Source organism: Knoellia subterranea KCTC 19937, from assembly GCF_000768685.1.
Lineage (GTDB): Bacteria > Actinomycetota > Actinomycetes > Actinomycetales > Dermatophilaceae > Knoellia > Knoellia subterranea.
Map to the genome: position 1 here is coordinate 285,729 of NZ_AVPK01000002.1, position 24,322 is coordinate 310,050.

Annotated in this window: 22 protein-coding genes and 1 riboswitch; of the genes, 9 read left to right on the forward strand and 13 right to left on the reverse strand. The window is 68.2% G+C overall.

Annotated elements, in window-relative coordinates; translation table 11 throughout:
- Nucleotides 1-97 precede the first annotated feature (97 nt).
- Nucleotides 98-817 carry a VOC family protein gene (locus N803_RS04825; protein ID WP_035903035.1) on the forward strand — a complete coding sequence of 240 codons (720 nt, stop codon included), beginning with the start codon at nt 98-100 and terminating at the stop codon, nt 815-817.
- 189 nt (nt 818-1,006) lie between these two features.
- On the forward strand, nt 1,007-3,163 hold the full coding sequence (helR, locus tag N803_RS04830; protein WP_035903036.1) for an RNA polymerase recycling motor ATPase HelR: 2,157 nt from the start codon (nt 1,007-1,009) through the stop codon (nt 3,161-3,163).
- Nucleotides 3,164-3,232: 69 nt separating this feature from the next.
- Here the strand turns inward: helR and N803_RS04835 are convergent, their stop codons facing one another.
- Both N803_RS04835 and N803_RS04840 read right to left on the reverse strand, forming a co-directional pair.
- Nucleotides 3,233-3,640 (reverse strand): VOC family protein, encoded by a 408-nt coding sequence (locus tag N803_RS04835; RefSeq protein WP_035903037.1) that lies wholly within the window; start codon nt 3,638-3,640, stop codon nt 3,233-3,235.
- 10 nt (nt 3,641-3,650) lie between these two features.
- Nucleotides 3,651-4,094, reverse strand: a complete 444-nt coding sequence (locus N803_RS04840; protein ID WP_035903038.1) for a helix-turn-helix transcriptional regulator — start codon at nt 4,092-4,094, stop codon at nt 3,651-3,653.
- 86 nt (nt 4,095-4,180) lie between these two features.
- Nucleotides 4,181-4,246: riboswitch (guanidine-III (ykkC-III) riboswitch) on the forward strand.
- A 10-nt stretch (nt 4,247-4,256) separates the two neighbouring features.
- Here N803_RS04840 and N803_RS04845 point away from each other — a divergent pair.
- Nucleotides 4,257-4,571 carry a DMT family transporter gene (locus N803_RS04845; RefSeq protein WP_035903040.1) on the forward strand — a complete coding sequence of 105 codons (315 nt, stop codon included), beginning with the start codon at nt 4,257-4,259 and terminating at the stop codon, nt 4,569-4,571.
- Here N803_RS04845 and N803_RS04850 read toward each other — a convergent pair.
- Together N803_RS04850 and N803_RS04855 are read right to left on the reverse strand one after the other, a co-directional pair.
- Nucleotides 4,561-4,899 (reverse strand): single-stranded DNA-binding protein, encoded by a 339-nt coding sequence (locus N803_RS04850; protein WP_035903041.1) that lies wholly within the window; start codon nt 4,897-4,899, stop codon nt 4,561-4,563. The two genes, N803_RS04845 and N803_RS04850, sit on opposite strands and share 11 nt — an antisense overlap.
- 137 nt (nt 4,900-5,036) lie before the next feature.
- Nucleotides 5,037-8,324: a GH92 family glycosyl hydrolase gene (locus N803_RS04855; protein ID WP_035903042.1), complete on the reverse strand. Its 3,288-nt coding sequence runs from the start codon at nt 8,322-8,324 to the stop codon at nt 5,037-5,039.
- A gap of 164 nt (nt 8,325-8,488) precedes the next feature.
- On the opposite strand from N803_RS04855, the gene N803_RS04860 reads away from it, so the two are divergent.
- From N803_RS04860 to N803_RS04875, 4 genes are all read left to right on the forward strand, one after another.
- Nucleotides 8,489-9,268: an SGNH/GDSL hydrolase family protein gene (locus N803_RS04860; protein WP_035903043.1), complete on the forward strand. Its 780-nt coding sequence runs from the start codon at nt 8,489-8,491 to the stop codon at nt 9,266-9,268.
- A 99-nt stretch (nt 9,269-9,367) separates the two neighbouring features.
- Complete coding sequence (locus N803_RS17330; protein WP_052111788.1) at nt 9,368-10,840, forward strand: D-alanyl-D-alanine carboxypeptidase family protein; 1,473 nt, start codon at nt 9,368-9,370, stop codon at nt 10,838-10,840.
- Between the two features lie 49 nt (nt 10,841-10,889).
- A complete protein-coding gene (locus tag N803_RS04870) occupies nt 10,890-12,275 on the forward strand; it encodes an MFS transporter (protein WP_052111790.1) in 1,386 nt (461 codons plus the stop codon).
- Nucleotides 12,276-12,502: 227 nt separating this feature from the next.
- Nucleotides 12,503-12,865 (forward strand): RNA polymerase-binding protein RbpA, encoded by a 363-nt coding sequence (locus N803_RS04875; RefSeq protein ID WP_035903045.1) that lies wholly within the window; start codon nt 12,503-12,505, stop codon nt 12,863-12,865.
- A gap of 170 nt (nt 12,866-13,035) precedes the next feature.
- Here the strand turns inward: N803_RS04875 and N803_RS04880 are convergent, their stop codons facing one another.
- The 7 genes from N803_RS04880 to N803_RS04910 form a co-directional block, all read right to left on the reverse strand.
- Nucleotides 13,036-13,584, reverse strand: coding sequence for an FxsA family protein (locus N803_RS04880; RefSeq protein ID WP_245617016.1), 549 nt, complete (start codon nt 13,582-13,584; stop codon nt 13,036-13,038).
- A complete protein-coding gene (locus N803_RS04885) occupies nt 13,581-14,354 on the reverse strand; it encodes a polyprenol monophosphomannose synthase (protein ID WP_035903046.1) in 774 nt (257 codons plus the stop codon). Before N803_RS04885 ends, N803_RS04880 begins: the two co-directional genes overlap by 4 nt.
- Nucleotides 14,347-15,939 carry an apolipoprotein N-acyltransferase gene (lnt, locus tag N803_RS04890; protein WP_035903364.1) on the reverse strand — a complete coding sequence of 531 codons (1,593 nt, stop codon included), beginning with the start codon at nt 15,937-15,939 and terminating at the stop codon, nt 14,347-14,349. Before lnt ends, N803_RS04885 begins: the two co-directional genes overlap by 8 nt.
- A 23-nt stretch (nt 15,940-15,962) precedes the next feature.
- Entirely contained in the window at nt 15,963-16,349 is a 387-nt protein-coding gene (kal, locus tag N803_RS04895) for a 3-aminobutyryl-CoA ammonia lyase (protein WP_035903048.1), read from the reverse strand.
- A gap of 4 nt (nt 16,350-16,353) precedes the next feature.
- Nucleotides 16,354-17,163, reverse strand: a complete 810-nt coding sequence (gene kamE / locus N803_RS04900; protein ID WP_052111794.1) for a lysine 5,6-aminomutase subunit beta — start codon at nt 17,161-17,163, stop codon at nt 16,354-16,356.
- Entirely contained in the window at nt 17,160-18,749 is a 1,590-nt protein-coding gene (kamD, locus tag N803_RS04905) for a lysine 5,6-aminomutase subunit alpha (RefSeq protein ID WP_211253456.1), read from the reverse strand. The genes kamE and kamD overlap by 4 nt, the downstream gene beginning before the upstream one ends.
- Before the next feature lie 241 nt (nt 18,750-18,990).
- On the reverse strand, nt 18,991-20,187 hold the full coding sequence (locus tag N803_RS04910; RefSeq protein ID WP_035903049.1) for a chymotrypsin family serine protease: 1,197 nt from the start codon (nt 20,185-20,187) through the stop codon (nt 18,991-18,993).
- Between the two features lie 260 nt (nt 20,188-20,447).
- On the opposite strand from N803_RS04910, the gene N803_RS04915 reads away from it, so the two are divergent.
- On the forward strand, nt 20,448-21,242 hold the full coding sequence (locus tag N803_RS04915; protein WP_035903050.1) for a class I SAM-dependent DNA methyltransferase: 795 nt from the start codon (nt 20,448-20,450) through the stop codon (nt 21,240-21,242).
- A gap of 10 nt (nt 21,243-21,252) precedes the next feature.
- Nucleotides 21,253-22,353, forward strand: a complete 1,101-nt coding sequence (locus N803_RS04920; protein WP_035903053.1) for a winged helix DNA-binding domain-containing protein — start codon at nt 21,253-21,255, stop codon at nt 22,351-22,353.
- 37 nt (nt 22,354-22,390) lie between these two features.
- On the opposite strand, the gene N803_RS04925 is transcribed toward N803_RS04920, so the two are convergent.
- Entirely contained in the window at nt 22,391-23,185 is a 795-nt protein-coding gene (locus N803_RS04925) for a class I SAM-dependent methyltransferase (protein ID WP_035903054.1), read from the reverse strand.
- A 26-nt stretch (nt 23,186-23,211) separates the two neighbouring features.
- A complete protein-coding gene (kdd, locus tag N803_RS04930) occupies nt 23,212-24,252 on the reverse strand; it encodes an L-erythro-3,5-diaminohexanoate dehydrogenase (RefSeq protein ID WP_035903055.1) in 1,041 nt (346 codons plus the stop codon).
- Nucleotides 24,253-24,322 lie beyond the last annotated feature (70 nt).

The following is a 24,322-nucleotide window of genomic DNA, read 5'->3' on the forward strand; positions in this document are numbered from 1 at the left end:
CGGCACCGCAGCTTGACATAATCCGCGTCTCCCCGGCTGTGAGCACAGTCCGGAAAACGCGTTGCGGCGGTCGCTCGGCGGCTCCTAGCGTGGAGGAATGACGACCGCGACGCTGTACGCCGTCCGTATCGACTCCCTCGACGCCGAGAAGGTGGCCCGGTTCTGGGCGGGCGTCCTGGGTTGGGATGCCGTGCCGGATGAGGGCGGCGACATCAGCGTCGTTCCCGCGGACGGCACTACGTACCGGTTGGTGGTCCACCCGTCCGAGACGGAAAAGGTCGACCAGAACCGCATTCACTTCGATCTCACGAGCACTGATCAGGCAGCCATGGACGCCACGGTGGCGCGCGTCCTCGAGCTCGGTGGCCAGCACATCGACATCGGTCAGACGCCTGACGACGGCCATGTGGTCATGGCCGACCCCGAGGGCAATGAGCTCTGCGTCATCGAGCCCGGCAACAACTTCCTGTCCAACACCGGCATCATCGGCGGCATCAACTGTGATGGGTCCCAGGCCGTCGGCCACTTCTGGAGCAAGGCGCTCGACTGGCCACTCGTGTGGGACCAGGACGAGGAGACGGCCATCCAGTCACCCGCCGGCGGTTCGAAGGTGACGTGGAGCGGTCCGCCCCTCATGGACGCGCCGGAGATCGACAGATTCCGGCTCGAACTCGGGGTCCTGACCGAGAGCGACCTCCGCTCGGAGACGGAGCGCCTCGTCGAACTCGGGGCAACTCTGGTCGCTCCACCGACGACTGATGGCGCCGGACTGCTCGACCCCGATGGGACAGCGTTCCGCATCGTCGTGACCGCCTGACGCACTACTCCCCCGGGCTGCGCTCCCCCGAACACGACCCACCCCGAAGGTCCCCGCAAACACGAAGAAGGACGCGTGTGCGTCCTTCCACTTCCAAGGTATAGCCGATGGGGGGCCTTGCCGCAAGCGGCAATTCGTGTCCAGAATTTACGGTCGTGGCCGGAAATTCCGGCCGGATGGAGCCGCTGAGTGACCACCACGACGACCCCCTTCTTCACCCTTCCCCCGCGCCTCTCCCCCAAGGCCGATCCGCTCCTCATTGCCCGCGATGACGCCCACTTCGCAACGATCGCCGACACCCTCGACGCCACCATCGCCGAGCTGTCGGAAAGGCTCCGACAGACACGGCTGGAACCCGGAGGAGCCGGTCGTGCCGCACTGGACCGCGACCTGGAAGTCCACCGACTCACGGCACGCCTGCGAGCCCTCGGACGCTACGGCGTCGACCTCTGCCTGGGTCGCATCGATCCGCTCGGTGAGGATGAGCCGATCTACGTGGGCCGGCTGGGCCTCTCGGACGCAGAGGGGACCCCGATCCTCGTCGACTGGCGCTCCCCCGCTGCCGAGCCGTTCTTCGGCGCGACGCACGCTGATCCGATGGGCCTGGCGAGTCGACGCCGTTACCGGTGGCAGGCCGGACGGGTGGTCGACTACTGGGACGAAGTCTTCACTGCGGATGGCCTGACGTCCTCCGCGGCCCTCGACGACCAGTCGGCCTTCATCGCCAGCCTCGGCACGACCCGGTCGGAACGCATGCGTGACGTCCTCGGAACCATCCAGGCCGACCAGGACGCCATCGTCCGCGCAGGCTCCAAGGGAGCCCTCGTCGTCGACGGAGGTCCCGGGACGGGGAAGACGGTCGTGGCACTGCACCGGACGGCATACCTGCTCTATTCGGATCCGCGGCTCGGCCACCGCAAGGGCGGCGTGCTCTTCGTCGGACCTCACGAGCCCTATCTCGCCTACGTCTCGGACGTACTGCCGAGCCTCGGCGAGGAAGGCGTCCTCACCTGCACTGTCCGCGACCTCGTGCCTGAAGGCGCCCAGGCGCCAATTGAGGCTGATGAGAGCGTTGCTCGACTCAAGGCGAGTGCGGTCATGGTCTCTGCCATCGAACCGGCAGTGGCCCTTTACGAGGAGCCGCCGACCGACGCCATGATCGTCGAAACGCCGTGGGCCGACGTGGCGCTGAGTGCTGACGACTGGTCCGTCGCCTTCGATGCTCCAGCGCCCGGGACACCGCACAACGAGGCACGAGAGGAGATCTGGGAGGAGCTCGTGACCATCGCCCTCGACCGGCTCGAGGACGAGGACGTCGACGCATCCCGCGAACTGTTGACGCGCGTGCTCCGCCAGGACGAAGAGCTCGTCGACACCTTCCACCGGGCGTGGCCGCTGCTCGAGGCGACCGACGTGGTCGGCGACCTGTGGACCGTCCCGGCGTATCTCAAACGCTGCGCGCCGTGGCTCTCACGCGACGAGGTCTTCGCCCTGCAGCGTGAGGATCCTCAGGCCTGGACAGTGTCCGACCTGCCGATCCTCGATGCCGCCCGCCAGCGACTCGGGGACCCCACGACCTCCCGGCGCCGTCAGCGCGAGGCGGACACCGATGCCGTGGAGCGGGAACAGATGGCCCAGGTCATCGACAACCTCATCGCTGCGGACGACGACGGTGAGGGTCTCGTGACGATGTTGCGCCACCCGGACCTGCGCGAGAACTTCGTCGAGGACCGGACCGGACCGTCGAACCGCGCCGAGTTGCTGGCGGGGCGGTTCGCCCACATCGTCGTCGACGAGGCACAGGAACTCACGGATGCGGAGTGGCAGATGCTCCTCCTGCGGTGTCCCTCCCGGAGCTTCACGATCGTCGGTGACCGGGCGCAGGCGCGACGCGGCTTCACGGAGACCTGGGAGGAGCGACTCGGTCGGATCGGTCTCGACCACGCTCGGATCGCGTCCCTGACGGTCAACTACCGCACCCCGGCCGAGGTCATGGACTACGCGGCACCTCACATCCGCGCAGTGCTGCCGGACGCCAACGTGCCGAGGTCGATCCGCTCGACCGGAGTCCCCGTCGAGCACGGCAGGATCGACGACCTCGAGTCGACACTGGCCCGCTGGTCCGAGGAACACGCCGAGGGCGTCGCCTGTGTCATTGGCGCCCCGTGGTTCGAGGCGACCGAGCGGGTCCAGTCCCTGACCCCCGAACTGGCCAAGGGTCTCGAGTTCGACCTCGTCGTCCTCGTCGACCCCGACCGAATGGGTGGCGGGATCGAAGGTGCTGTCGACCGCTATGTCGCGATGACCCGGGCGACCCAGCGCCTCGTCGTCCTGTCGAGCACCTGATCAGCCGAAGCGGTCCGTCCTCGGGTCGCGCCCGCGCAGCCGACTCGAGGACGACCCGAGGACGACGGATCAGGCCTGGTTGATGCGAATGTGGTTGCCGGCCGGGTCGCGGAACGCACAGTCGCGCACACCCCACGGCTGGTCGGTGGGTTCCTGGGTGACCTCGGCGCCCGTGGCCTGAACCGCGTCGAACGTCTCTTCGAGGTTCGGCGTCGTCAGGACGAGCGTCGCGTACGTGCCCTTGGCCATCATCTCGGCGATCGCGGTGCGCTCGTCCTCGGTGATGCCGGGGTCTGCGGCCGGTGGCGTGAGTACGACCGAGGGCGCCGTCGTGCCTGCGGGGGCCACGGTGATCCAGCGCATCGTGCCCTGGCCCACGTCGTTCAGGACGTCGAAACCGAGGGCGTCGCGATAGAAGGCGAGCGAGGCCTCGGGGTCGGTGTGCGGAAGGAAGGAGTGGTGAATGCTGATGTCCATGTCGGCGAAACTAGTCCGGCAGGAGCGGCGGTGCTTCTCGATTCCTGACCGGTCTCGTGACCGCCTTCATGACACACGACGGAAGCTCCGCCGGCGACTCCTCGGCGCGCCGTCGGTACTCGCTCGGCGACATGCCCACGAGCTCTGTAAACCGGGTGCTGAAGGTCCCCAGAGACGAGAAGCCCACGGTGAAACAGACGTCGGTGACACTGAGGTCGCCCCGGCGGAACAGCGCCATCGCCCGCTCGATGCGTCGCGTCATGAGATAGCTGTAGGGCGACTCGCCGTACGCCGCCTTGAACGATCGGCTCAGGTGTCCCGACGACATGTGCACGTCGCGAGCGAGTGCGTCGACGTTGAGCGGCTGGTCGAATTCGCGATCCATGCGGTCCCGCACTCGACGCAGCAGGGCGAGGTCGCGGAGCCGTTCGGCGGGGACCAGTGGCTCGCTCACACCTCCGAGTATCGCCCCTCGCTGGCCCGGCCCACCGACCGCCCGTCACCGCTTTGCCACTATTTCCCCGATGTGACACCCTCGAACCAGAGTCCACTCTGTGACTCCCGGACGAGGGGCGCCGTACCCGGCACGCGACAAGACGGCCCGCAGGAGTCAGTCATGTCGTGGATCGTCCTCGTCCTCTCCGGTGTCCTCGAAGCGGTGTGGGCCACCGCCCTGGGCAAGTCCGAGGGCTTCACCCGGATCGGGCCGAGCATCACCTTCGCGGTGGCACTCGTGCTGAGCATGGGCGGCCTCGCCTTCGCGATGCGCGACCTTCCGATCGGGACGTCGTATGCCGTGTGGGTCGGCATCGGTGCCGTCCTCACGGTCGCCTATGCCATGGCGACCGGCCAGGAACCGGTTTCGGCCATCCGCATCCTGCTGGTCGGCATGATCGTCGCCGGTGTTGTCGGCCTTAAGCTCACGCACTGACCCGTTGACGGGACAGCTTGCCCACCTCGACCTCGTAGCGACTCGCCGCCCCACCGGGCGTTCGGAAGAAGCGTCGCCGTAGCGCACCGGTCACGTGTACGTGGTCCCCGTCGCCCACCCGGCCAGCCGCCCGGCGGGCCGCGCCTGACCAGCAGGCCAGGTCAATGGTGTCGACCGGTCCGCCGGCGGGACGGGCGACCACGAGTCGCAGGGTCACGAGCTCGTCCCCACTGGGCAGGGTGCGTGCCTCCGGGTCCCCGCTGACGCGTCCGGCCAACTCCACAGTGTTGACGGGCTCACCGGACGGTTCCGCCTTCTTCGTCGCCATGCTCCACTCCCCTGTTCACGCCGCACGCGGCACCTGTCATTTGGGTGCCAGCGTGCGGCGCAGGAAGCAGGACCCGCCACCCCGTCGACCACATCTGTGGACAGCGGTGGGGGCATCGACGGCCTGTGGACAGAAGTTCACTCCACTGTCAGTGCGTACACCTCGAACCGCGGGTCGTTGGGGAGAGTGATGGACTGGAGTTCCTTGGCGCTGTTGGTGGCCGCGGAGTGAGCGAACAGCTGGACCGGAGGCCCGTCCACCCCCGAGCCGTTCCTGATCCGGTGGTCCATGTCCAGTGCCACCGTGTTGCCGTTGCGGCCACTGCTGGCCGCCCAGTCGGTGAGTGCGACGGGGACGTCGGCCGTCGACCCGTCCGTATAGGTGACCCGCAGCGACGTCGTCACGTCTCCGTTGTGGGTGGCGCCAACGAGCCGCAGCCGCGAACGTTGACCGGCCGGCACGAGCAGGGTCTGGCCCCGGGCCTCGACGAAGTTGGGCGTGGTCCCGGAAGCCGACGGGACGGCATACTCCACTCCGTCGTGTTCCCAGGCGCCGGCGGCCGGAAGCAGCGCGGCGTCGTAGGCCCACCCGCTCCCGTCGAAGTTGCCCTCGCTCGACGCGCCCACCGTGGCGGTGCCGTCGTGGTTGCGTTCGTCTCCCAGATCGACGGCGCACGGTGAAGCACCGGAAGCGCAGGTCAGGGCTTCCTTGAGTGTCACCGTGAGGGTGCGGACGACGTCCGGAACGCCCGGAGCCGATGCCGTGACCACCACCTCGTGGTCCTCGGGCGCAACTCCTTCAGGGAGCCCGAGCACCACCGGAAAGGTTGCCGACGCCGGCACTCCGTTGCTCTTGAGGACGACATCTGTCGACGGCTTCGTGGCGCTCCACCCCTCAGGGACGGACACCGTCACGCGCGTCGGCAGGCTCTTCTGGGCCTGTCCGACGAGGTCGACATTGAAGCGCCCAGAGGTCGAATTCGTGCCCAGCACAAGGGGATTCGGTCGCACGGTCGCACTCAACGTGACCTTCGACGACCCCTTGGACGTGGACACGGTCGGCGGCACGTCCGCGGGTCGCGTGCCCCAGGAACTGGGCTGCGCCCCGACGACGTGCTGAATCGAACCGCCGGATCGCAACGCGTCCCAACCGATCCAGCTCTTCGTCGAGCGCGCACCGTTGACCGAGAGCGACTGGATGTAAGGCCGCTCGTCCGAGACGCCGGGGGCCGCGATGGCCAGGTGGCCGCCCTGTCGCGCGCTTCCCGTGGCGGGTCGGCCGACGGTGATGTCGGTCCGCTCGAACTGCGGGCTCGACACGACGAAGTAGTTCGCCCCGCTCATCGTCGGATGGAGTCCCCAGGACGACATGACGTACCAGGCCGACATCGTTCCGAGGTCGTCGTTCCCGGTCATCCCGTCCGGTCCGGGATTGAAGAGCGTGTATGCCGCACGCGCCACTGTCGCGGTCCGCGCGGGCTCGCGCACCCACGCGTAGAGGTAGGGCGCGAGGAGGTCGGGCTCGTTGTTCGGGTTGTAGGTCGGCTTGCTGTAGTAGGCGTACGTCGCCTCGATCCAGTCCTCTCGCACCGTCCGCTCTGGGTCGGTGAGCAGTTTGTCGTAGGCGAAGAAGTCGTCGAGGCGCTGTGCCGCCTTCTCCTCACCGCCGAGCAGGGACACGAGGTCGGCCGGGTCCTGGGGCACGAGCCACTGGTACTGGTAGGCGCCACCCTCGTGGAACGCGTGCGAGGCCTCGACGGGGTCATAGGGGTCGAGCCACGAACCGTCCTCGAGACGCGGCCGGAAGGTTCCGGTCCCGGCGTCGAACAGGTTGCGGTAGTTGCGTCCTCGCTCATCGAACATCGCGGCGTCGGCGGTGTGCCCCAACGCCTTGGCCATGATCGCGAGCGACGCGTCGGCGGCTGCATACTCCAGCGTTGCCGATGCCGGGTGCACACAGTCGTTGTCACCGCCGTGGTGGACGCAGTCCGTGCCGAGCTCCAGGCCGAACGGGATGTAGCCGAGCCGTTCGTAGTAGTGCTGACCGCTCCGTCCGTTGAACTGGCTGTCGACGGGAGGACGTTCGGTGGCGTTCTGACGAAGCAGCGCGTAGGCCTCCGCCTCGTGCCCCGCGAGGAAGCCCTTGGACCAGCCCTCGACGAGGAACGGCGTGACCGGGTCGCCGGTCATGATGTTGGTCTCGCTGTTCGCAAGCGCCCACCGCGGCAGCCACCCTCCCTCGCGACCGATGGCGAGGATCGACAGGTACGAGTCGCGAGCGACGTCCGGTTCGAGGATCTCGAGGAGCTGGTTCTGCGGCCGGTAGGTGTCCCACAGGGAAAAGTTCTGCCTGGCCGTCCAGCCGTCGCTCGTGTGGATCTGCCCGTCCCAGCCGAAGTACTTCCCGTCGACGTCCTCGGCGAGGTTCGGGTGGAGCAAGGCGTGGTAGAGCGCCGAGTAATAGGCCGTGCGTCGGGCGTCACTCCCGCCCGAGATGCGGGCGCGGCCGAGTTGCTCCTCCCAGCGTTGGGTGAGCGCCGCGCGCGTGGCGTCGAAGTCGAACGAGTCCGCGGTCTCGGCCTCGAGGTTGGCCCGCGCCCCGGCCACGCCGGTGTAGCTCAGACCGACCTTGAGGGTGCTGCTCGTAGTGCCCGCCGGGAAGGTCACCCAGGCACCGTTGCCGCCCCGCACTGTCGCCGCGTCCCTCGCCCCCGGCGTGCGGGTCGAACCCGTCCACGTCCCGAAGCTCTCGAACGGGGTGTCGAACCGGGCCGTGAAATAGATCGTGTGCTCGTCCTTGCCGGCGCAGAAGTTGCCGTTGTGGATGCGGCCCTCGATCGTCCGGTCACCCACGACGTGGACCTCGGAGTCGAAGACCGTGCTGTTGGCCTTGGCGGTGTTGAAGAGGACGTTCGCCTGCTGCCCGGCCGGGAACGTGTAGCGCTGCCATCCGGTCCGGTCGGTCGCGGTGAGCTCGACGTCGATGTCGTACTTCGTGAGACCCACCCGGTAGTACCCCGGTGTCGCCTCCTCGTCGGCGTGCGAGAAACCGCTCCGGTATGCCGTGTGGTCCGTTGTCGAGACCGCTCCCGTCGTCGGCATGACGGGGAGTTCACCCACCACCGGACAGCCGACACCGGACAGGTGCGTCTGGCTGAATCCGTGGATGAACGACTGGGAGTAGTCGTAGCCGCCCTCTCCCCCGGTGTCCGGGCTGACCTGCACCATCCCGAACGGCGCGCTGGCACCGGGGAAGGTGTTGCCGTTGTCCTGGGTCCCGATGAACGGATTGACCGCAGAGGTGAGCAGGGAATCCGCGGCCGCGGACGGCATACCCGGTCCGTTGGACGGGGCACCCAGGCCTGCGGCGAGCAGGAGGGCGCCGAGGGATCCGGCGGCGATCCGGGTCAGGATGCGGGGTCGCATGGGGGCTCCTTGTGGGGCGACGGTGATCCACGAGCTGGCGATGTCACCCTCCCGGGGGTGCGAACGGCGGTCAAACGCAGTGACCCGCTCTGTCCGATCGGGTCGACGGACCGGACAGGACTGCCTCCCCGACGTGGCGTCGTCCGCGTGGAAAACTGCCGGACATGAACGACCGCCAGCGCAACGGTGCCCTTGCCGGACTCCTCGTTCTCGTGCTCCTGATCGCCGGTTTCCTCCTGCGTTCCCGCGATGACGACGACCCGGCGGCGGCCGGGCCCAGCCCCTCACCGTCGAGCGCGAGTTCATCGAGTCCCAGCCCCACTGCCACTGCGGTCGGCGGTCCCGTGGTCTTCCTCGGCGACTCCATGACCGAGGGCAAGGACGCGACGGGTCCGGCCAGGCGGTGGACTGCGCTGGTGGCCGCCGAACTCGGTGGCACCGAGGTCAACCTCGCGCATGCCGGGACCGGCTACGTGCGGGCCGGCGCGGAGGGTTCGTGCGGTGCGTCGGCCTGCGCGAACTACCAGGGCCAGGTGGCCGAAGCGGTCAAGGCCGCCCCCGCTGTGGTGTTCGTGACGGGAGGTGGCAACGACGCATCCACCTCCCCCACTGACTTCGCCAAGGCCGCCACCGACCTCGTCGCCGCTCTCACGACGGCCCTGCCCCGCGCGAAGGTGTACGTCGTGAACCCGTGGTGGGACCTCAGGCCCGTCCCGGGCACCCTGGCCGCCCAGACGACGGCTGTCCAGACCGCCGCCACAGCGGGGAAGGCGACCTTTCTCGACACGGGTCAGCCCCTCGTCGGCAAGCCGCAACTCATGGTCGCCAACGGCGCAAACCCGAACGATGCGGGCCATGCCGCGCTCGCTCAGGCGGTCCAGAAGGCTCTCGGAACGGTCGGGGCGGTCGGCGCTGACAGCGGGGGCGCCTCGGCGAACGGCTGACAGGCCGCTGGTGCTGTTCTAGGGTGGACCTGAAGAGAGCCGGGTTCGCCCGGTGAGCGCAGGGGGCGCGGTCAGGGCCCCGGAGAGAGAACGTTCGTCATGCACCGCACCCGCCTGTCGCGCATCGCGACGGGTCTTGCTGCCTCGGGGGTCGCAGTGACCCTCACCTTCGGGGTGGCCTCGGCCGAGCCCACGGACCCGACGACGACGGCCACTCCCCTGGCCGCCGAGCCCTCCGACACGAGCAGCCCCTCGAGCACGCCCGACCCGACGACCGCGACGCCCATTCCGACCACGACGACGCGCTCGACCCGGCCCACCACGACCCCCACGACGGGGACGTCCACCCCGGGCACGACCTCGACACCCCGGCCCAGCGAGTCTCCCCGCCTGCCCTGGCAGCCTCCGCGGCCCGACGCTCCGGACGACGGCCCGCGCTCGTTCGACCCGGACGACCGACTCTCGACGGCCGACCTGGCCAGTCAGATCGCCGCCGCCGACCAGATCTGGGCCCAGATCATGGCGTCGAACACCGGCCTGTCCACGGCTCTCAAGGAGCTGCAGGCGCTGGCCACGAAGTCCAACGCCCTCCTCGAGTCACTCACCGAGGCGCGTGCCACGGAGAAGGCCGCGACCGAGTCCGCCGACCAGGCCAAGGTCGAGCTCGGTGTGCTTCAGGGGCGACTGGATCGCGCCCGGGCCATCGTCCGCGAATGGGCCTTCCAGGCCTACGCCGAGGGCGGCACGGGTGGCGAGATGCTGTCCGTCCTCGACGCCATGCAGGCCGAGGAGTCCAAGGTCGGCGACCCGCTGGGTGACCTGTCCTACCTGACCGACCAACGCGTTCGGGCCGTGGACGAGGTGCGGACCCTCACCGCTCGCCAACACGAACTCACCCAGAACCGGGCCGCGGCCCAGAAGGCCGCGACCGAGGCCGCGGCCAAGATCGTCACCGAGAAGGCCTCCCTCGACACCCTCGTCAAGACGCAACAGGCCAAGCTCACCGCACTCCAGAAAACGCACGCGGCGGAGGTCGCCAAGGCCGGTCCCGTCGCGGCATACCTCGTCGGGATCCAGACGCCGGACGCGAAGGCGGCGTACGACCGGCTCGCCAAGGCGCTCGGCTCCGCCATCGAGACAGCAGGCATCGGCAAGCCGTGCAGCACGGCGTCGAGCAACTACCCCAACGGCCTCTTCCCCACGTCGGCCCTGTGCCCGCTGTGGCAGGCGCCCGGAGAGATGCTCTCGCCACGAGCCGCCGCCGCGTTCAACGCGATGAGCCAGGCCTACGCGCGCCAGACCGGCAGCCCGATCTGCGTGACCGACTCCTACCGATCGCTCAGCCAGCAGTACGTCACCAAGGCCAAGCGTGGTCGGTTCGCTGCCCGCCCCGGGACGAGCCGTCACGGCCTCGGCATGGCCCTCGACCTGTGCGGTGGCATCAACAACTTCGGCTCCCCCGCGCACCTCTGGATGAAGCAGAACGCCCCGCTCTACGGCTGGTTCCACCCGAGTTGGGCCGGTCCGTCGGGTGCCACTCCCGAGCCCTGGCACTGGGAGTTTGCAGGCTGAGTAGACGTACTCGCCCCCTGACCGGGGAGTGTGTGCCAAAGTTCGGCACATGACGACGCAGTCGGCCGAGGACATTGCCGAGGACTACGCCTCCAACGCCCGCTACCAACGCCCTTGGTACTGGTACGACTGGGCCAACTCGGCCTTTGTGACGACGACGGCCACCGTGCTCTTCGGGCCGTATCTCACCGCGATCGCCGAAGAAGCCGCGTGTCCCGGACTGGCCGAGGACGCCACGTGCACCACCGACCTCAGCGTCCTCGGGGTACCCATCGACCCGGGATCGCTGCACCCCTACACCGTTGCCCTCTCGACCTTCATCGGCGCCGTCCTCCTCATCTTCGTCGGCGCCATCGCCGACCGGGTCAAGCGTCCCGCGCGGCTCATGGCCGCCTTCGCCGGGATCGGTGCCGTGGCCGCCTCGCTGATGTTCTTCGTCGAGGGCACGAACTGGCAGTTGGGCGTCGTCCTGCTCATGATCGCGAGCATCGCCCTCGGTGCGTCACTCGTCGTCTATGACGCCATCCTCGTCCGCATCGCTCACCCCGACGACCGCGACAAGGTGTCGTCGCGGGGCTGGGCGCTCGGCTACCTCGGCGGCGGCCTCCTGCTCGCCGTCAACTTCCTCATGCTGAGCAACGCCGATTCCTTCGGCGGGACCGGGCAGACCGTTCGGATCAGCATGCTCATGGCCGGTCTCTGGTGGGGACTCTTCACCCTCATCCCGGTGCTCGGCATGTGGCAGATGCGAGGCGTCGAACGCCCCGTCGTCGCAGCGAAGGCGGGAGTCGTCGGTGGCACCCTGAAGCAGCTCAGGGACACGTTCGCCCACCTGCGCGCACTCCCCCAGACTCTGCTCTTCCTCGTGGCGTACATGTTCTTCAACGACGGCATCCAGACGGTCATCGGGCAGTCCAGCCTCTACGGCACGGCAGAACTCGGCTTCTCCGAGACGACGATGCTCAGCCTCTTCCTCATGGTCCAGTTCGTCGCGTTCGGTGGGGCCCTCATCTTCGGCCGGATCGCCCGCAAGCAGGGCGCCTGGCGCACCGTGCTCGGCGGCATCGCGATGTGGCTGCTCGTGATCGTCGCGGCCTTCTTCGTGCCCGAGAAGGCGTTGGCAGCGCTCTTCGCCCTCGGTGTCGGCATCGGACTCGTCATGGGCGGCACGCAGGCCCTGAGCCGGTCGATGTACTCGCAACTCGTCCCCCGCGACCGTGAGGCGGAGTTCTTCAGCCTCTACCAGGCGCTGGAGCGCGGCACGAGCTGGTTCGGCGCCGTCATCTTCGGTGTCGTGCACCAGCTCACCGACTCCTACCGGCCGGCGATCCTGGCGCTCATGGTGTTCTTCGTGCTGGGCGGGGTGCTCCTTGCCAAGGTCGACATGCGCAAGGGCATCCAGGAGGCCGGCAACGAGGTGCCTGCGGTCGTCTGAGGCCCGTCCAGATTGCGCGGATGTGCGCTGAGGTCCCGATTTCCGCTATCCTGATGTGTCGCGCCGCTTCGGCGTGCTCACGTCACAGGGGGACGCGCCCCAGAGGGCGCATTGGTGCGGTCAACGCCTGCGCCCGGAACAACGGATGCATTCCGGTCGTTCCACCCTGTGACACCCGGCGCAGCCACCCATCCGCCGGGATCCACGATTTCGTTGGGAGATACCCCATGGCAGAACGCAGCCTGCGCGGCAGCCGTCTCGGCGCCCTCAGCATGGAGACGGACGAGAACGTCGTTCCGAGCGAGCGTCAGATCACGACCTACCTGTGCCCCCAGGGTCACAAGATCGAGCTTCCGTTCTCGATCGAGGCCGAGATTCCCCCGGTGTGGGAGTGCCGCTGCGGCGAGGAGGCCAAGCTCGTCGGAGATGGCCCCGAGCCCGAGGTCAAGGCCGTGAAGCCGGCCCGCACCCACTGGGACATGCTGCTCGAGCGTCGCTCCATCCCCGAGCTCGAGGAGCTCCTCGAGGAGCGCCTCACTCTCCTGCGCGCGTCGCGCGGTGAGAAGCCGGGCAAGAAGAAGACTGCCTGAGTCCTTCCCGAATCAGACGCCGTATGCCGTGTGCCCTCGTCGGGCACACGGCATACGTGCGTTTCGGGGTTGCCCCATTATCGGGTCACCCCACAAGGGGCTACTTCACCCCGGGTGCCACCTCGGGTTGAGCACCCGTATATCGGGTCACCCGATAAAGGGGCAGGTCGTCAGTCGATGACTTCGCCGCGGATCGTGCCACCCGGACCGCCGCTGGCGCTGGTCGGCCCAGTCGGGCCGGCTGGCCCCGCAGACGGCCCACCCGGGAATGGAGCGCTGCCGGGGAACGACGGCACGCTCACGAGGACCCGGCTCGTGACGAACACCTCGAGCAGGCGCCGCGCGAAGACCCGCGTGAAGGGCAGCACGAAGAAGAGCCCGATGACGTCGCTCACGAAGCCGGGCAGGAGCAGGAAGGCACCGCCGATCAGGACCAGCGCACCGTCGGCGAGCTCACGGCTCGGCATGCGGCCGGTGCGTGAGGCCTCGCGCAGGGCCTTCCACGTGCGGGCGCCTTCTCGACGCATCAGCCACGTGCCCAACACGGTCAGCACGAGCAGTGCAACGAGGGTCCAGGCCAGCCCGATGGTCTTGCCCACGGCCACGAGGACCGCGATCTCGATGATCGGCGCCAGGACCAGCCCGAGAAGCACGAACGTCAGCCAGCGAGGCCGCTTCTGACGACGGGCGTAGGGGGTCGAGCCGATCCTTTGGTTCACAACTTGTGCCAACGAGCGCGGCCCGCCAGCCGTTCCCTCAGCTGGTCGGCTCGGCGCTGGACGCCCCAGACGGTGATGCGGCCGAGCGACTCGCGGACGATGTTCTGGTCCATCTTCGATTGACCGATCTCGCGTTCGACGAACGTGATGGGCACCTCGACGACAGTGAGTCCCTCGAACACTGCCCGGCGCGTGAGATCGACCTGGAAGCAGTAGCCAGCCGACTCGACGCTGCCGAGGTCCAGCCGCCGCAGGGTCTCCGCGCGATAGACGCGGTAGCCGGCAGTGGCGTCGTTGACGTGCATCCCGAGCAGGACACGGGTGTAGATGTTGCCGCCGACGCTGAGCGCCTTGCGGTGCGCCGGCCAGTTGACGACCTCACCGCCCTTGACCCACCGGGACCCGATGACGACGTCGGCGTCCTCAGCCGCGTCGAGAAGCCGATGCAGGTCCTCCGGGCGGTGCGACCCGTCGGCGTCCATCTCGATGACGGCGTCATAGCCCTGCTCCAGCGCCCAGGCAAAACCGTGGAGGTAGGCCGCGCCGAGACCCTCCTTGCCCTTCCGGTGCAGGACGTGGATCTGGTCGTCGGTGGCGGCGAGCTGGTCGGCCACGTCGCCTGTGCCGTCGGGTGAGTTGTCGTCGAGGACGCAGACGTCGACGTCGGGCACCGCGCGCCGGACGCGGTCGACGATCAGTGGCAGGTTCTCGCGCTCGTTGTAGGTGGGGATGAGCACGACGACTCGGTCGAGAGTGGGACGTTCAGTCAACGGGGTCCTTCGTGGAGCGCGCCGGCACGGACTGATCGACCCTATCCCCTCGGCCGCTCGCGATGGCCGCGCCGCACAGGGCCGCGAGGAACGCAACGGCCAGCCACTCGGGCCAGGGTCCGAGTTGGTCCGCCAGCGTGCGGTCACTGCGGACGACGACCGAACCGATTCCCTGCTCGGCCGTGAACAGGCCCGTCTTGCCGGTGACCGAACCGTCGGGGGCGATGAACCCGGAGACGCCCACGGTCGAGACGTGAGCGACGGACCGTCCGTGCTCGATGGCCCGGATCCGAGAGATCGCGAACTGCTGCTCCGACTCCGCCGTGTAGCCGAACGTGGCGTTGTTCGTCTGGACGAGCAGGATGCTCGACTCCTTGCCCGGTTGGGTCACCGAGTCGCGCATCAGCCCGTCGTAGGCCACCTCGAAGCAGATCGTCGGCAGCGCCCAGTACTCCCCCGAAGGCGCCTCGACACGGAACGCTCCGAGGCCCTTCCCCTTCGTGAAGTCCTTCGTCACGAGGTCGACCTTGTCGCTGAACTTCCGGAAGAAGGAGCGATAGGGGATGTACTCCGCGAACGGCACCGGGTGGTTCTTGACATAACGTCCGGGCTCCCCTCCCCCGGGCGTGTAGAAGAGTGAGACGTTCGAGACGTCGGGTGCGGGCTCCTGGAGGACGGCACCAACGATGACGGGGACGCCCACCGCGGTGACAGCGCGCTGCACTTGGGCAGCGGCGTCGCCGTTGCGGAAGGGGTCGATGTCCGAGGAGTTCTCGGGCCACACGACGAGGCTCAGCGGTTCGGGCACCCGCTCCCCCAGGTCGCCCTTCGCCTTCTCCGCAAGGAGTTCGGTGCCGCGCACGTGGTTGTCGAGGACGGCGCGACGCTCGGCGTTGAAGTCCAGTCCGGGGTGCGGGACGTTGCCCTGCACGATCCCCACCGTGACCCGACGTCCGTCGAGCGAGGGCACGGCGCTCGAGCACAGCAGGACGAACGAGGCCAGAGCGGCCGCGATGATGAAGGACGTCTGCCATCGCACGCGCAGCCTCGCGGCTGCAGCCATCAGTGCCGCGCCGACACCGGCCACCGCAAAGGTCACTCCCGGCGCACCGAACCACTGGGCGATGTTGGCCAGGGGGCTGTCGGCCTGGCTGAACGCGAGCCGGGCCCAGGGGAATCCACCGAAGGGCGTCGTGCCGCGCGCGAGTTCCTGGACCACCCAGGCAAGTGGAATGACCATGTATGCCGTCCACGGACTTCCGCGGTCGAGTCGCCGGCCGACGTAGCCGACGACCGCGCACATCAGCGCGAAGTAGAGCGCCTCGAGAGTGGCCAGGGCGAACCAGGGCAACTTGCCGACATAGATGCCCGACCAGGACAACACGGGGACGAAGAAGGCCCACCCGGCGAGCAGGCCGAGGACGAAGCCGCGACGCCCCCCGACCGCCCACGTCGACGCTCCCAGAAGCGCGACGGCGACGGGTGCGAGCCACCAGAGGTTGTGCGTCGGGAAAGCCAGCCAGAGGGCGAGACCAGACAGGACCGCGAGAAGTGCGCGGACGGCATACGGGATTCTCGGTGGCACGGAGCCACCGTAGGTCACCGACCTCAGCGCGGCGGCACCACCACGACGCCGCGCGCCGTCGTCGCGACGATCGCGAGGTCGAGGACGTCCGCGGCGGACTCGCCACGCTCGGGATTTCCGCGGGCGACGACGCGCACCGCGAAGTCCATCTCGCGGCTGCGCGTGCCGACCCGCACGAGGGTCGCCTCGATCTCGATGCAGTCACCGGCGCGCACCGGCGCGAGGAACTGGACGTCGCTGTAGGACGCGAAGAGGCCCTCGTCGCCGTCGGTGATGATGCACATCTCCGTGGCGACGTCGCCGAACGCGGCCAGTGAGTAGGCGCCGTCGACGAGGTTTCCGGCGTAGTGCGCGTGGCTGTAGGGGACGTAGCGGCGGTGGGTGACCTTCTGGCCAACGGTCGAAGTCATGCGGTCATGCTCCCTTGCTCTTGGAGGCTGCGGAACCCTGCGGCACGAGGGCGTGGACGAGGTAGCTCGCGACCTCACCGGGAGTGGTGCCGCGGCCGAAGATGCGGTCGACGCCGAGCGTTCCGGCCGAGCCCTCCTCGAAGCGCGGACCACCGACGACGAGGTGCGGGACCTTGCCCGCGGGGAAGGCCTCGCGGAAGGCCGCCGACATCGCGGTCGTGTTGTGGATGTGCGCATCCCGTTGTGTCACAACCTGACTCACGAGGACGGCGTCGGCCTTCTCCTCACGGGCGCGCTCGACGAGGTCCGGGATGAGGACCTGGGCGCCGAGGTTCACCACCTTGATCTCGCGGTGGTACTCAAGGCCCTTCTCCCCCGCGAACCCCTTGATGTTGAGGATCGCGTCGATGCCGACCGTGTGCGCGTCTGTGCCGATGCAGGCGCCAACGACGACGAGCTTGCGGCGAAGGTGCTTCTTGATCGCCGTGTTGATCTCCTTGCCGGAGAGCAGCGGGAACTCGCGCTCGACGACCTCGACGAGGTGCGGTTCGACGAGGTGCTTTACGGAGCCGTAGACGACGAAGAAGGTGAAGCCGTCGCCAATGGCCTTGCTGTGCACCACGATTGCGGGCTCGATGCCCATCTTGCCGGCGAGCTGGAGGGCGGCACCCTCGGCTCGCTTACCGCTCGGCATCGGCAGGGTGAAGGAGACCTGGACCATGCCGTCGCCGGTCTGGTCCCCATAGGGACGGATGACCTGGGGCAGCTCGGTGACGTCGGCGGCAGCCCCGGTCGAGGTGGGCTTCGGGGTCATCGGGTGGCTCCCGTCTCGAGGAGGTCAATGGCCGGGTTGACGTAACCGTCCGCGCGCTCGGCGACACCGTCGAGGCCCTTGCCGGCCGTGGCGGGGCGCTTCATCTCACCGAACGTTCCGTCGGCGATGGCCTCGAGCAGTGGCGCCTTGCCGGGCTCGGCCGCGATGTCGTCGAGGAGACCGATGGCCTCGCCGAGGACCTGGCGGGCGCGCGTCTGGATGAAGCCGTCGCGCGGCGGGTGGAAGTCCTCCGTGAGTCCCCCGGCGGCGTTGAGCACGTAGCGGACGTTCTGCAGCGCGATGTCGCGGTCGGAGATCCACGGCGTCACGACGGCCTCGGTCATCATGCCGACGAGGAGGATCCCCTGGCCGGTGAGCGTGCCCACGAGGTTGAAGAACCCGTCGAGCAGGTTGCCACGGAAGACGTCGCCGGTCATGTGCTTCGTCGGCGGCATCCACTTGAGCGGTGCGTCCGGGAAGAGGGTGCGCGCGAGGAGCGCGTGGGCCAGCTCCATCCGGAAGCTGTCGTGGAGGTCCGGGTTGATCTCGAACGCGTGGCCCAGGCCGAGCTGCCAGTCCTCGAGCCCGGCCTCCTTGGCGAAGTACTCGTTGAGCAGCTGGCTCACGGTGACCGTGTGCGCGGCCTCGACGGCGTCGCTCGTCGTGAGGTAGTTGTCCTCGCCGGTGTTGATGATGATCCCGGCACGGGCGTGGATCTGGCGGCTGAACCGCTGGTCGACGAACGTGCGGATCGGGTTGATGTCGCGGAAGAGGATGCCGTACATCGAGTCGTTGAGCATCATGTCGAGACGCTCGAGGCCGGCCAACGTCGCGATCTCGGGCATGCAGAGCCCGGACGCGTAGTTCGTCAGCCGGATGTAGCGCCCGAGCTCCTTGCTCGTCTCGTCGAGCGCGGCCCGCATGAGCCGGAAGTTCTCCTGCGTGGCGTAGGTGCCGGCATACCCCTCGCGCGTCGCGCCCTCGGGCACGTAGTCGAGCAGGCTCTGCCCCGTCGACCGGATGACGGCGATGATGTCGGCGCCCTCGCGCGCGGCGGCCTGGGCCTGCGGGATGTCCTCGTAGATGTCGCCGGTGGCGACGATGAGGTAGATCCAGGGCCGCTGCTTCGGGTCGCCGTGGCGGGTGATGAGCCGGTCGCGCTGGGCGCGCTGCTTGTCAATCGTCCGTATGCCGGCCGCGACGTCCTTGCGGGCCGCCTTGCCTGCCGCTGTGGCCGCCTTGGCTTCGGGGATGCGGAAGTCGACCGAGCGACTGCTCGCCTTCTGCGCAAGGGTGAGGAGGTCGGGTGCCTCGCCGCGGCTCAGGGCGTCCCACACGGGAAGGCTCACGCCATGCTCAAGCCCCACGCCCTCACGGACGGCGTCGACGAGGTGGTTGACCCACGGGACGCGCTCATGGTCGGCGCCGCTCAGGCCCGCCAGGCGGAGCGTGGCGCGCTCGACCGAGACGGTCGTGTGCTTGGTGGCGATGTCGACGACCGGCTTGCCGACCTTGCGGGCCAGGCTGCGGGCCCGTCGGACGTCGGCCTTGTCGAGCTCGAGGATGGGGCGGTTCCGTGAAGACACGCGGCAAATCTAACAGTGGAGCGCAGAACTTCCGGTCCGACATACATCTGGCCGCAAATCCGCCGCCATGGGCACTTCCTCCTAGTCGGCGGAGTCCATACCCCAGAAGCCCATCCAGGCTCTGGCGAAGGACCGATCGGCTCCACGCCCTCAACGCCGCCACCTGCTCGTGTGACGACACACCGGACAGCCGGGCCCGCCGACACCACCAAGTCTCTGCGGCTTGAAGCGAGCCCGGAGGCTAATAGGCCTGTAGGCCCCACCGTAGAACGCCCCGCTGGATATCGGTGAAGCACCGGTAGCCGTTATCACTGACACCGCTGAGAATGCCCACGCCTATTGCCGTGGAGTTGTTACCGCCAGATTTCCACAACGGCGCCCCGCTATCGCCGCTCTCTGTCGGCAGAGCCACCATGAGCATGCCGCTCATCTCGGGGACTCCTGAGTACTTGCATATGCCGAAGCCAGACTGGATGTAATTGCACAACTTGGTAAGGCTGCGAGCACCGAACGTGCAAACCCAATCGTCCGTGTTTCCCCAAGCCGTACCGATGACGTCGATCTGGGGCCCGCCCGGGTATATCACTCCGTACATCGCGATGCTGTTCGTCGTGCTGTAGACCGCAGCGGCAAGGTCACCACTGGGCGGTTCGATGAGCGAACCCGACTGTTGACCAAGGTACTCCGTGTCGCTTAAGGAGGGGGTCGAGTAGCCTCCGCTCCACACGAATGAGTAGCGAAGATCTGCGATCCCACTGTACGGAGTCGACTGAAAGCAGTGCGCTGCCGTGACGAAATGCTTGACTCCGTTCTTCACCATGTTGAAACCAAGCGTGCATGGAAGGTATGGATCCTTTGCCTGATTCGTCGAAGCGATGCCGTATCCACCCTTGGTCACCAACGATTGAGGTCCCGACTTGATGTTGGACGTCTGAACAACCAAATGATCCGGGTATTTGGCCTTGACCTTCTCCACGATGGCCAAGAACGCAACGTCTTCCGTCTGACCATAGGTCAGGGTCGATTTGCCAATAGTCAGATCCGTCATGACGGTATATCCAGGACCGACGTCATCAGGCAACACGGCAAGCGCGTCTCCGACAGCCCGCGACACTGCATCCAGCTCATCCTTGGAAGGGCCATCGGCTCCGGGTGAGTACTTGCCCACTACCGCGCCCTCGTAACGCTCACCCACCGCCCTCATCCAGTGACCGTATTCTTTCGGGTCCGCAGGCCCGTAGGGGATCTCGACAAAGGCACCCTTCGCGGTAATCGGCCGCTGAGGCCACTCCGGGTGGGACGCAAGCTCGCGCTCAACCTCGAGGACCCGCGCGGCAACGACCGGATCCCCCGTCGAGGCATTGTGGGTCGAGGTAGCCAAAGCCATGGGGCCAGCCAACACGCCTGCAATCAGCAGGAGCGCAAGTTTACGAGTCACGGCTCATCCCTCCTTACAGACCGAGGATGGATTCTATCGCTGTCGTGTTGGCGACGTCGAGGGCGGAACCACTGACCGAACCCCGTCCATCTAGGTCCCGGTCTCCGAAGTATTTCGCGCTGATCGAAGTGATCGCGTGGCCGCAAAGTGGGGACGACGAGCCTTGGTCGTGACCGGTAGCAGTGTCTTCTTGCCGACAGCGCGCTGTCGATGCGGTAAGCCGGTTGCGACGGGCATTGCGGTCGGCAGAGGGTGGCCGTATGGCCCAGGACCTCACGCGACTCGACCACCTCTCCCAGGACGAACTCTGGGATGCCGGCCGCGCGGCGGCATACGACACTCCCGGTGAAGGAATGGACGCGGACGCCATCGTCGGGCCGACCGTCGACCGGCTCGCCGACCTCGCGGAGGGTGGAGCGGCGCTGGAGTTCGCCATCGGAACGGGGCGCGTGGCCATCCCGCTCCTGGAACGGGGCGTGCCCGTGACGGGGATCGAGTTCTCCCAGCCGATGATCGATCGCCTGCGAGAGAAGGTCGACGAGCGCGAGCTCCCTGCCGTTCACGGCGACATGGCGAGCGTTCGTGTCGAGGGCGAGTTCTCGCTCGTCTACCTCGTCTTCAACACCATCGCGAACCTCCTCACCCAGGACGAGCAGGTCGAGTGCTTCCGCAACGCCGCAGCACACCTGCGTCCGGGCGGGCGGTTCGTCATCGAGCTCTGGGTGCCGGACCTGCGTGGACTCTCCCCCGGCGCACCGGCACAGGTCTTCGCAACCCGCGATGACTACCTCGGGCTCGACGTCGTCGACCTTGCGAACCAGCGCGTCATCTCGCACCACGTGCACTTCGGTCACGACCCCGCAGACCGTCGGGCCGCCGAGATCGGGATGACGCCCCACCGGTGGATCTGGCCGTCAGAGCTCGACCTCATGGGGCGGCTGGCCGGGTTCGAGCTCGAGTCACGCCACGCCGACTGGACCGGAACCCCATTCACGTCCGACTCCCGCTCCCACGTCTCCGTCTATCGGCTCGCGGACCACGAGCCCGCTCCATAGAGTCGCCACCATGCGGGTCCTCACACGTGCCGAGCTCAACCGATCACTCCTGGCTCGCAACCTGCTGCTGGAGAGGGCGACGCTGGATCCCGTCTCCGCGACCGAGCACCTCGTGGGGCTGCAGGCCCAGGAGCCTCAGGAGCCGTACGTCGGACTGTTCTCGCGCGTGGCCGACTTCGACCCGGCCGCGGCCAGCACGCTGCTCGAGTCCCGTGAACTCGTTCGCACGCTGATGATGCGGCGCACGATCCACCTGCTCAGCGCGGCTGATTGCCTGGGCCTGCGGGCACTGCACCAGCCGATGCTCGAGCAACGCATGCGCTCCGTCCTGCGCGCCCGACTCGTGGGAGTCGACGAGGAGGAACTGCGTGCAGCGGGGACACCCCTGTTCGAGGGCGACCCGAGGCAGTTGGCCGATGCCGGACGTGCACTCGCGGACCGCTGGCCGAACGCCGCCGCCCGGGACCTCGGCGATGCACTGAGTTCGCTGGTGCCACTCGTCCAGGTGCCACCACGCGGGCTGTGGCGTCAGGCCGGACCGGCGAGGAACACCACCATCGCCACCTGGCTCGGCCGTGACGCACCCACGACGACGGACACGGGGGAAATCGACGCAGAGGCCCTGGTGATTCGGTACCTGCGGGCGTACGGCCCGGCCGCGAGCGCGGACGTCCGGGCCTGGTCCGGACTTGCCCGCCTCCCGGCCGCGATCAAGAACCTCGCGCCGGATTTGGTGACCTACCGCGACGAGCGCGGCCGGACACTCCTCGACGTTCCCGACGGCATCCTCCCGGACCCGGACACTCCCGCACCATCACGCTTCCTGCCGGCCTTCGACAACGCTGTACTCGGCTACGACGACCGATCCCGAATCATCGACGACGAGCACAAGGGGCTCAGTGTCGCGGGCGCCCGCTACCTGCTCGTCGACGGTCGCGTACGAGGAACCTGGACGACACGTACGGACGACGAGACGACCGTCCTTGTGATCTCACCGCTGTCAGGGCTGACGCGCGCCGAGGCCGGTGACGACGTCGAGTCAGAGGGCCACCTGCTGTTGGGCATGCTCACCGACGGTGTCGGCGAGCATCGCATCGAGTGGGCTGCCTGACGGGGACCCTTCGACCCGCCAGGGCGAGACCTCGAGATCACGCCGTGCGGCAGAGGATTTCGCCGTGGAGCAGGGAGAACCACCCGTCCTCGGCGGTCGCCCACGTCCGCCAGCCCTCGCTGAGGCGCTGAAGGTCGTCGGTCGTCGCCATGCCGGAGTCAAGGATCTGCCGGGCCATGGCCGACTCCACGATGCGGTCGGCCCACAGCCCGCCCCACGACTGCCGGTCGTCCGTGGTGGCAAAGCACCACGTGCTCGAACTCGCCGTGATGTCGCTCAGGCCTGCCTGCTGCGCCCACGACAGCAACCGTCGACCGGCATCGGGTTCGCCACCGTTGGCGCGAGCCGCCGCCTGGTACAGGTCCATCCACTCATCCAGCTCCGGGAGGCGCGGCCACCACGCGAAGGCGGCGTAGTCGCTGTCCCTCACCGCCACGAGTCCACCCGGCTTCGTGACGCGGTGCATCTCCCGGAGGGCCTGCACGGGATCACCGACGTGCTGAAGCACCTGATGAGCGTGGACGACGTCAAAGCTGTCATCGGGGAGGTCGAGGGCGTGCACGTCAGCCACGACGAAGTCCATGTTGGTGAGTCCGCGCGCGGTCGCCGTGTCCCTGGCCAGGTCCACCTCGTCCGGGCCCACCTCGGTGGCGGTGACACGCGTGACGATCTCCGCCAGGTCCGCGCTGATGGTGCCCGGACCAGCGCCAATGTCGAGGACCGCATCGGTCGGACGCAGGTGCGGCAGCACGTAGGCGGCGGAGTTCTCGGCGGTTCGCCATCGGTGCGAGCGGAGGACGGACTCATGGTGTCCGTGCGTATAGGTCGCCATGCCTCGCAACCCTGCCGGACGACCGTTCACTCGTGCAGACGCGTCTCGAAGAGTCGCCGCACCTCCGCGTTGCCGCGCAGGAGTTCGAGCGCGTATGCCGCGTGGCCGGGGACGTAGCCGTTGCCGACCAGCATCGTGACGTCGGCCGCCAAACCCTCTGCGCCCAGGGCCGCGGCGGCGAAGTTCGTGGCCATGGAGAAGAAGATGACCGTGCCGCCCTCGGCCGTGGCGAGGATGGCCGGCTGCTCGCAACCGGTGACGTCGACGCACACGACAGTGAGGTCGGCCGGTCCACCCGCAGGCACGAGCGCCTCGGCCAGACCCAACGGGTTGCGGGCATCGGCGATGACGACGTGGGTGGCCAGACCGGTGCCCTCGAGGAGCGCGGCCTCCGCCGCGTCCCGCACGACGGCGACGCGCCGGGTGGCACCCGCCTCCGCAGCAGCGGCCAGCGACAGCGAACCCGACTTGCCCGCTCCGCCGAGCACGACGACGGAAGGCGACTCACCGGCATACGTGCGGAGTGTCCGGGCCACGAGGGCCGGTGCGCCGCAAACGTCCATGACCATGAGCGCGAGCTCGGGCGTGAGGTCGTCCGGGAGCTTCGCGGCGATCGAGCGGCCGAAGAGGATGGCGTGGCCGCGGGCCGGCACCCGCTCCCCCGCCCCGTCCCACCGTTCCAGTCCGTCGGTGATCGCGAGTGGCGTGAGCGAGAGCGAGACGAGGGTCGCGACGCGGTCGCCGACCTCGAGACCGAGCGTCGATTGCGGCCCCACTTCCGCCACCGTGCCGATGAGCATGCCGCCGCTGCCGGTCACGGGGTTCTGCATCTTGCCGCGCGTCGCGACGATGTCGAGGACCTCCGCGCGGATCGCGTCACCGTCGCCGGTGTGCTTGTCGCTCAGCTGGCGGTAGGACGCGGCGTCGAGGTTGAGCGTCTCGATGTCGATCCGCACCTCGTCGGGCCAGATCTCGGGGCGCGGGTCGAGCACGCGCGCGGCCTGGGGCAGCGACTCCCCCACGGGTTCGAGGACGCGGTGCACACCGAAGGGCGAGGATCCGGACACGCAATTTCTCCTGTCTGGCGACACGCAACGGTAAATATTGCGGCACAAGTGTGACGAACGAGTGATCTAT

Coding starts and splice junctions, on each gene's coding strand:
- N803_RS17330 (WP_052111788.1), top strand. CDS start 9,368: ATGCACCGCACCCGCCTGTCGCGCATCGCGACGGGTCTTGCTGCCTCG.
- N803_RS04835 (WP_035903037.1), bottom strand. CDS start 3,640: ATGGACATCAGCATTCACCACTCCTTCCTTCCGCACACCGACCCCGAG.
- N803_RS04915 (WP_035903050.1), top strand. CDS start 20,448: ATGGCCCAGGACCTCACGCGACTCGACCACCTCTCCCAGGACGAACTC.
- N803_RS04920 (WP_035903053.1), top strand. CDS start 21,253: ATGCGGGTCCTCACACGTGCCGAGCTCAACCGATCACTCCTGGCTCGC.
- kamE (WP_052111794.1), bottom strand. CDS start 17,163: ATGACCCCGAAGCCCACCTCGACCGGGGCTGCCGCCGACGTCACCGAG.
- N803_RS04870 (WP_052111790.1), top strand. CDS start 10,890: ATGACGACGCAGTCGGCCGAGGACATTGCCGAGGACTACGCCTCCAAC.
- N803_RS04855 (WP_035903042.1), bottom strand. CDS start 8,324: ATGCGACCCCGCATCCTGACCCGGATCGCCGCCGGATCCCTCGGCGCC.
- N803_RS04875 (WP_035903045.1), top strand. CDS start 12,503: ATGGCAGAACGCAGCCTGCGCGGCAGCCGTCTCGGCGCCCTCAGCATG.
- N803_RS04860 (WP_035903043.1), top strand. CDS start 8,489: ATGAACGACCGCCAGCGCAACGGTGCCCTTGCCGGACTCCTCGTTCTC.
- N803_RS04845 (WP_035903040.1), top strand. CDS start 4,257: ATGTCGTGGATCGTCCTCGTCCTCTCCGGTGTCCTCGAAGCGGTGTGG.
- N803_RS04825 (WP_035903035.1), top strand. CDS start 98: ATGACGACCGCGACGCTGTACGCCGTCCGTATCGACTCCCTCGACGCC.
- kal (WP_035903048.1), bottom strand. CDS start 16,349: ATGACTTCGACCGTTGGCCAGAAGGTCACCCACCGCCGCTACGTCCCC.
- N803_RS04850 (WP_035903041.1), bottom strand. CDS start 4,899: ATGGCGACGAAGAAGGCGGAACCGTCCGGTGAGCCCGTCAACACTGTG.
- N803_RS04925 (WP_035903054.1), bottom strand. CDS start 23,185: ATGGCGACCTATACGCACGGACACCATGAGTCCGTCCTCCGCTCGCAC.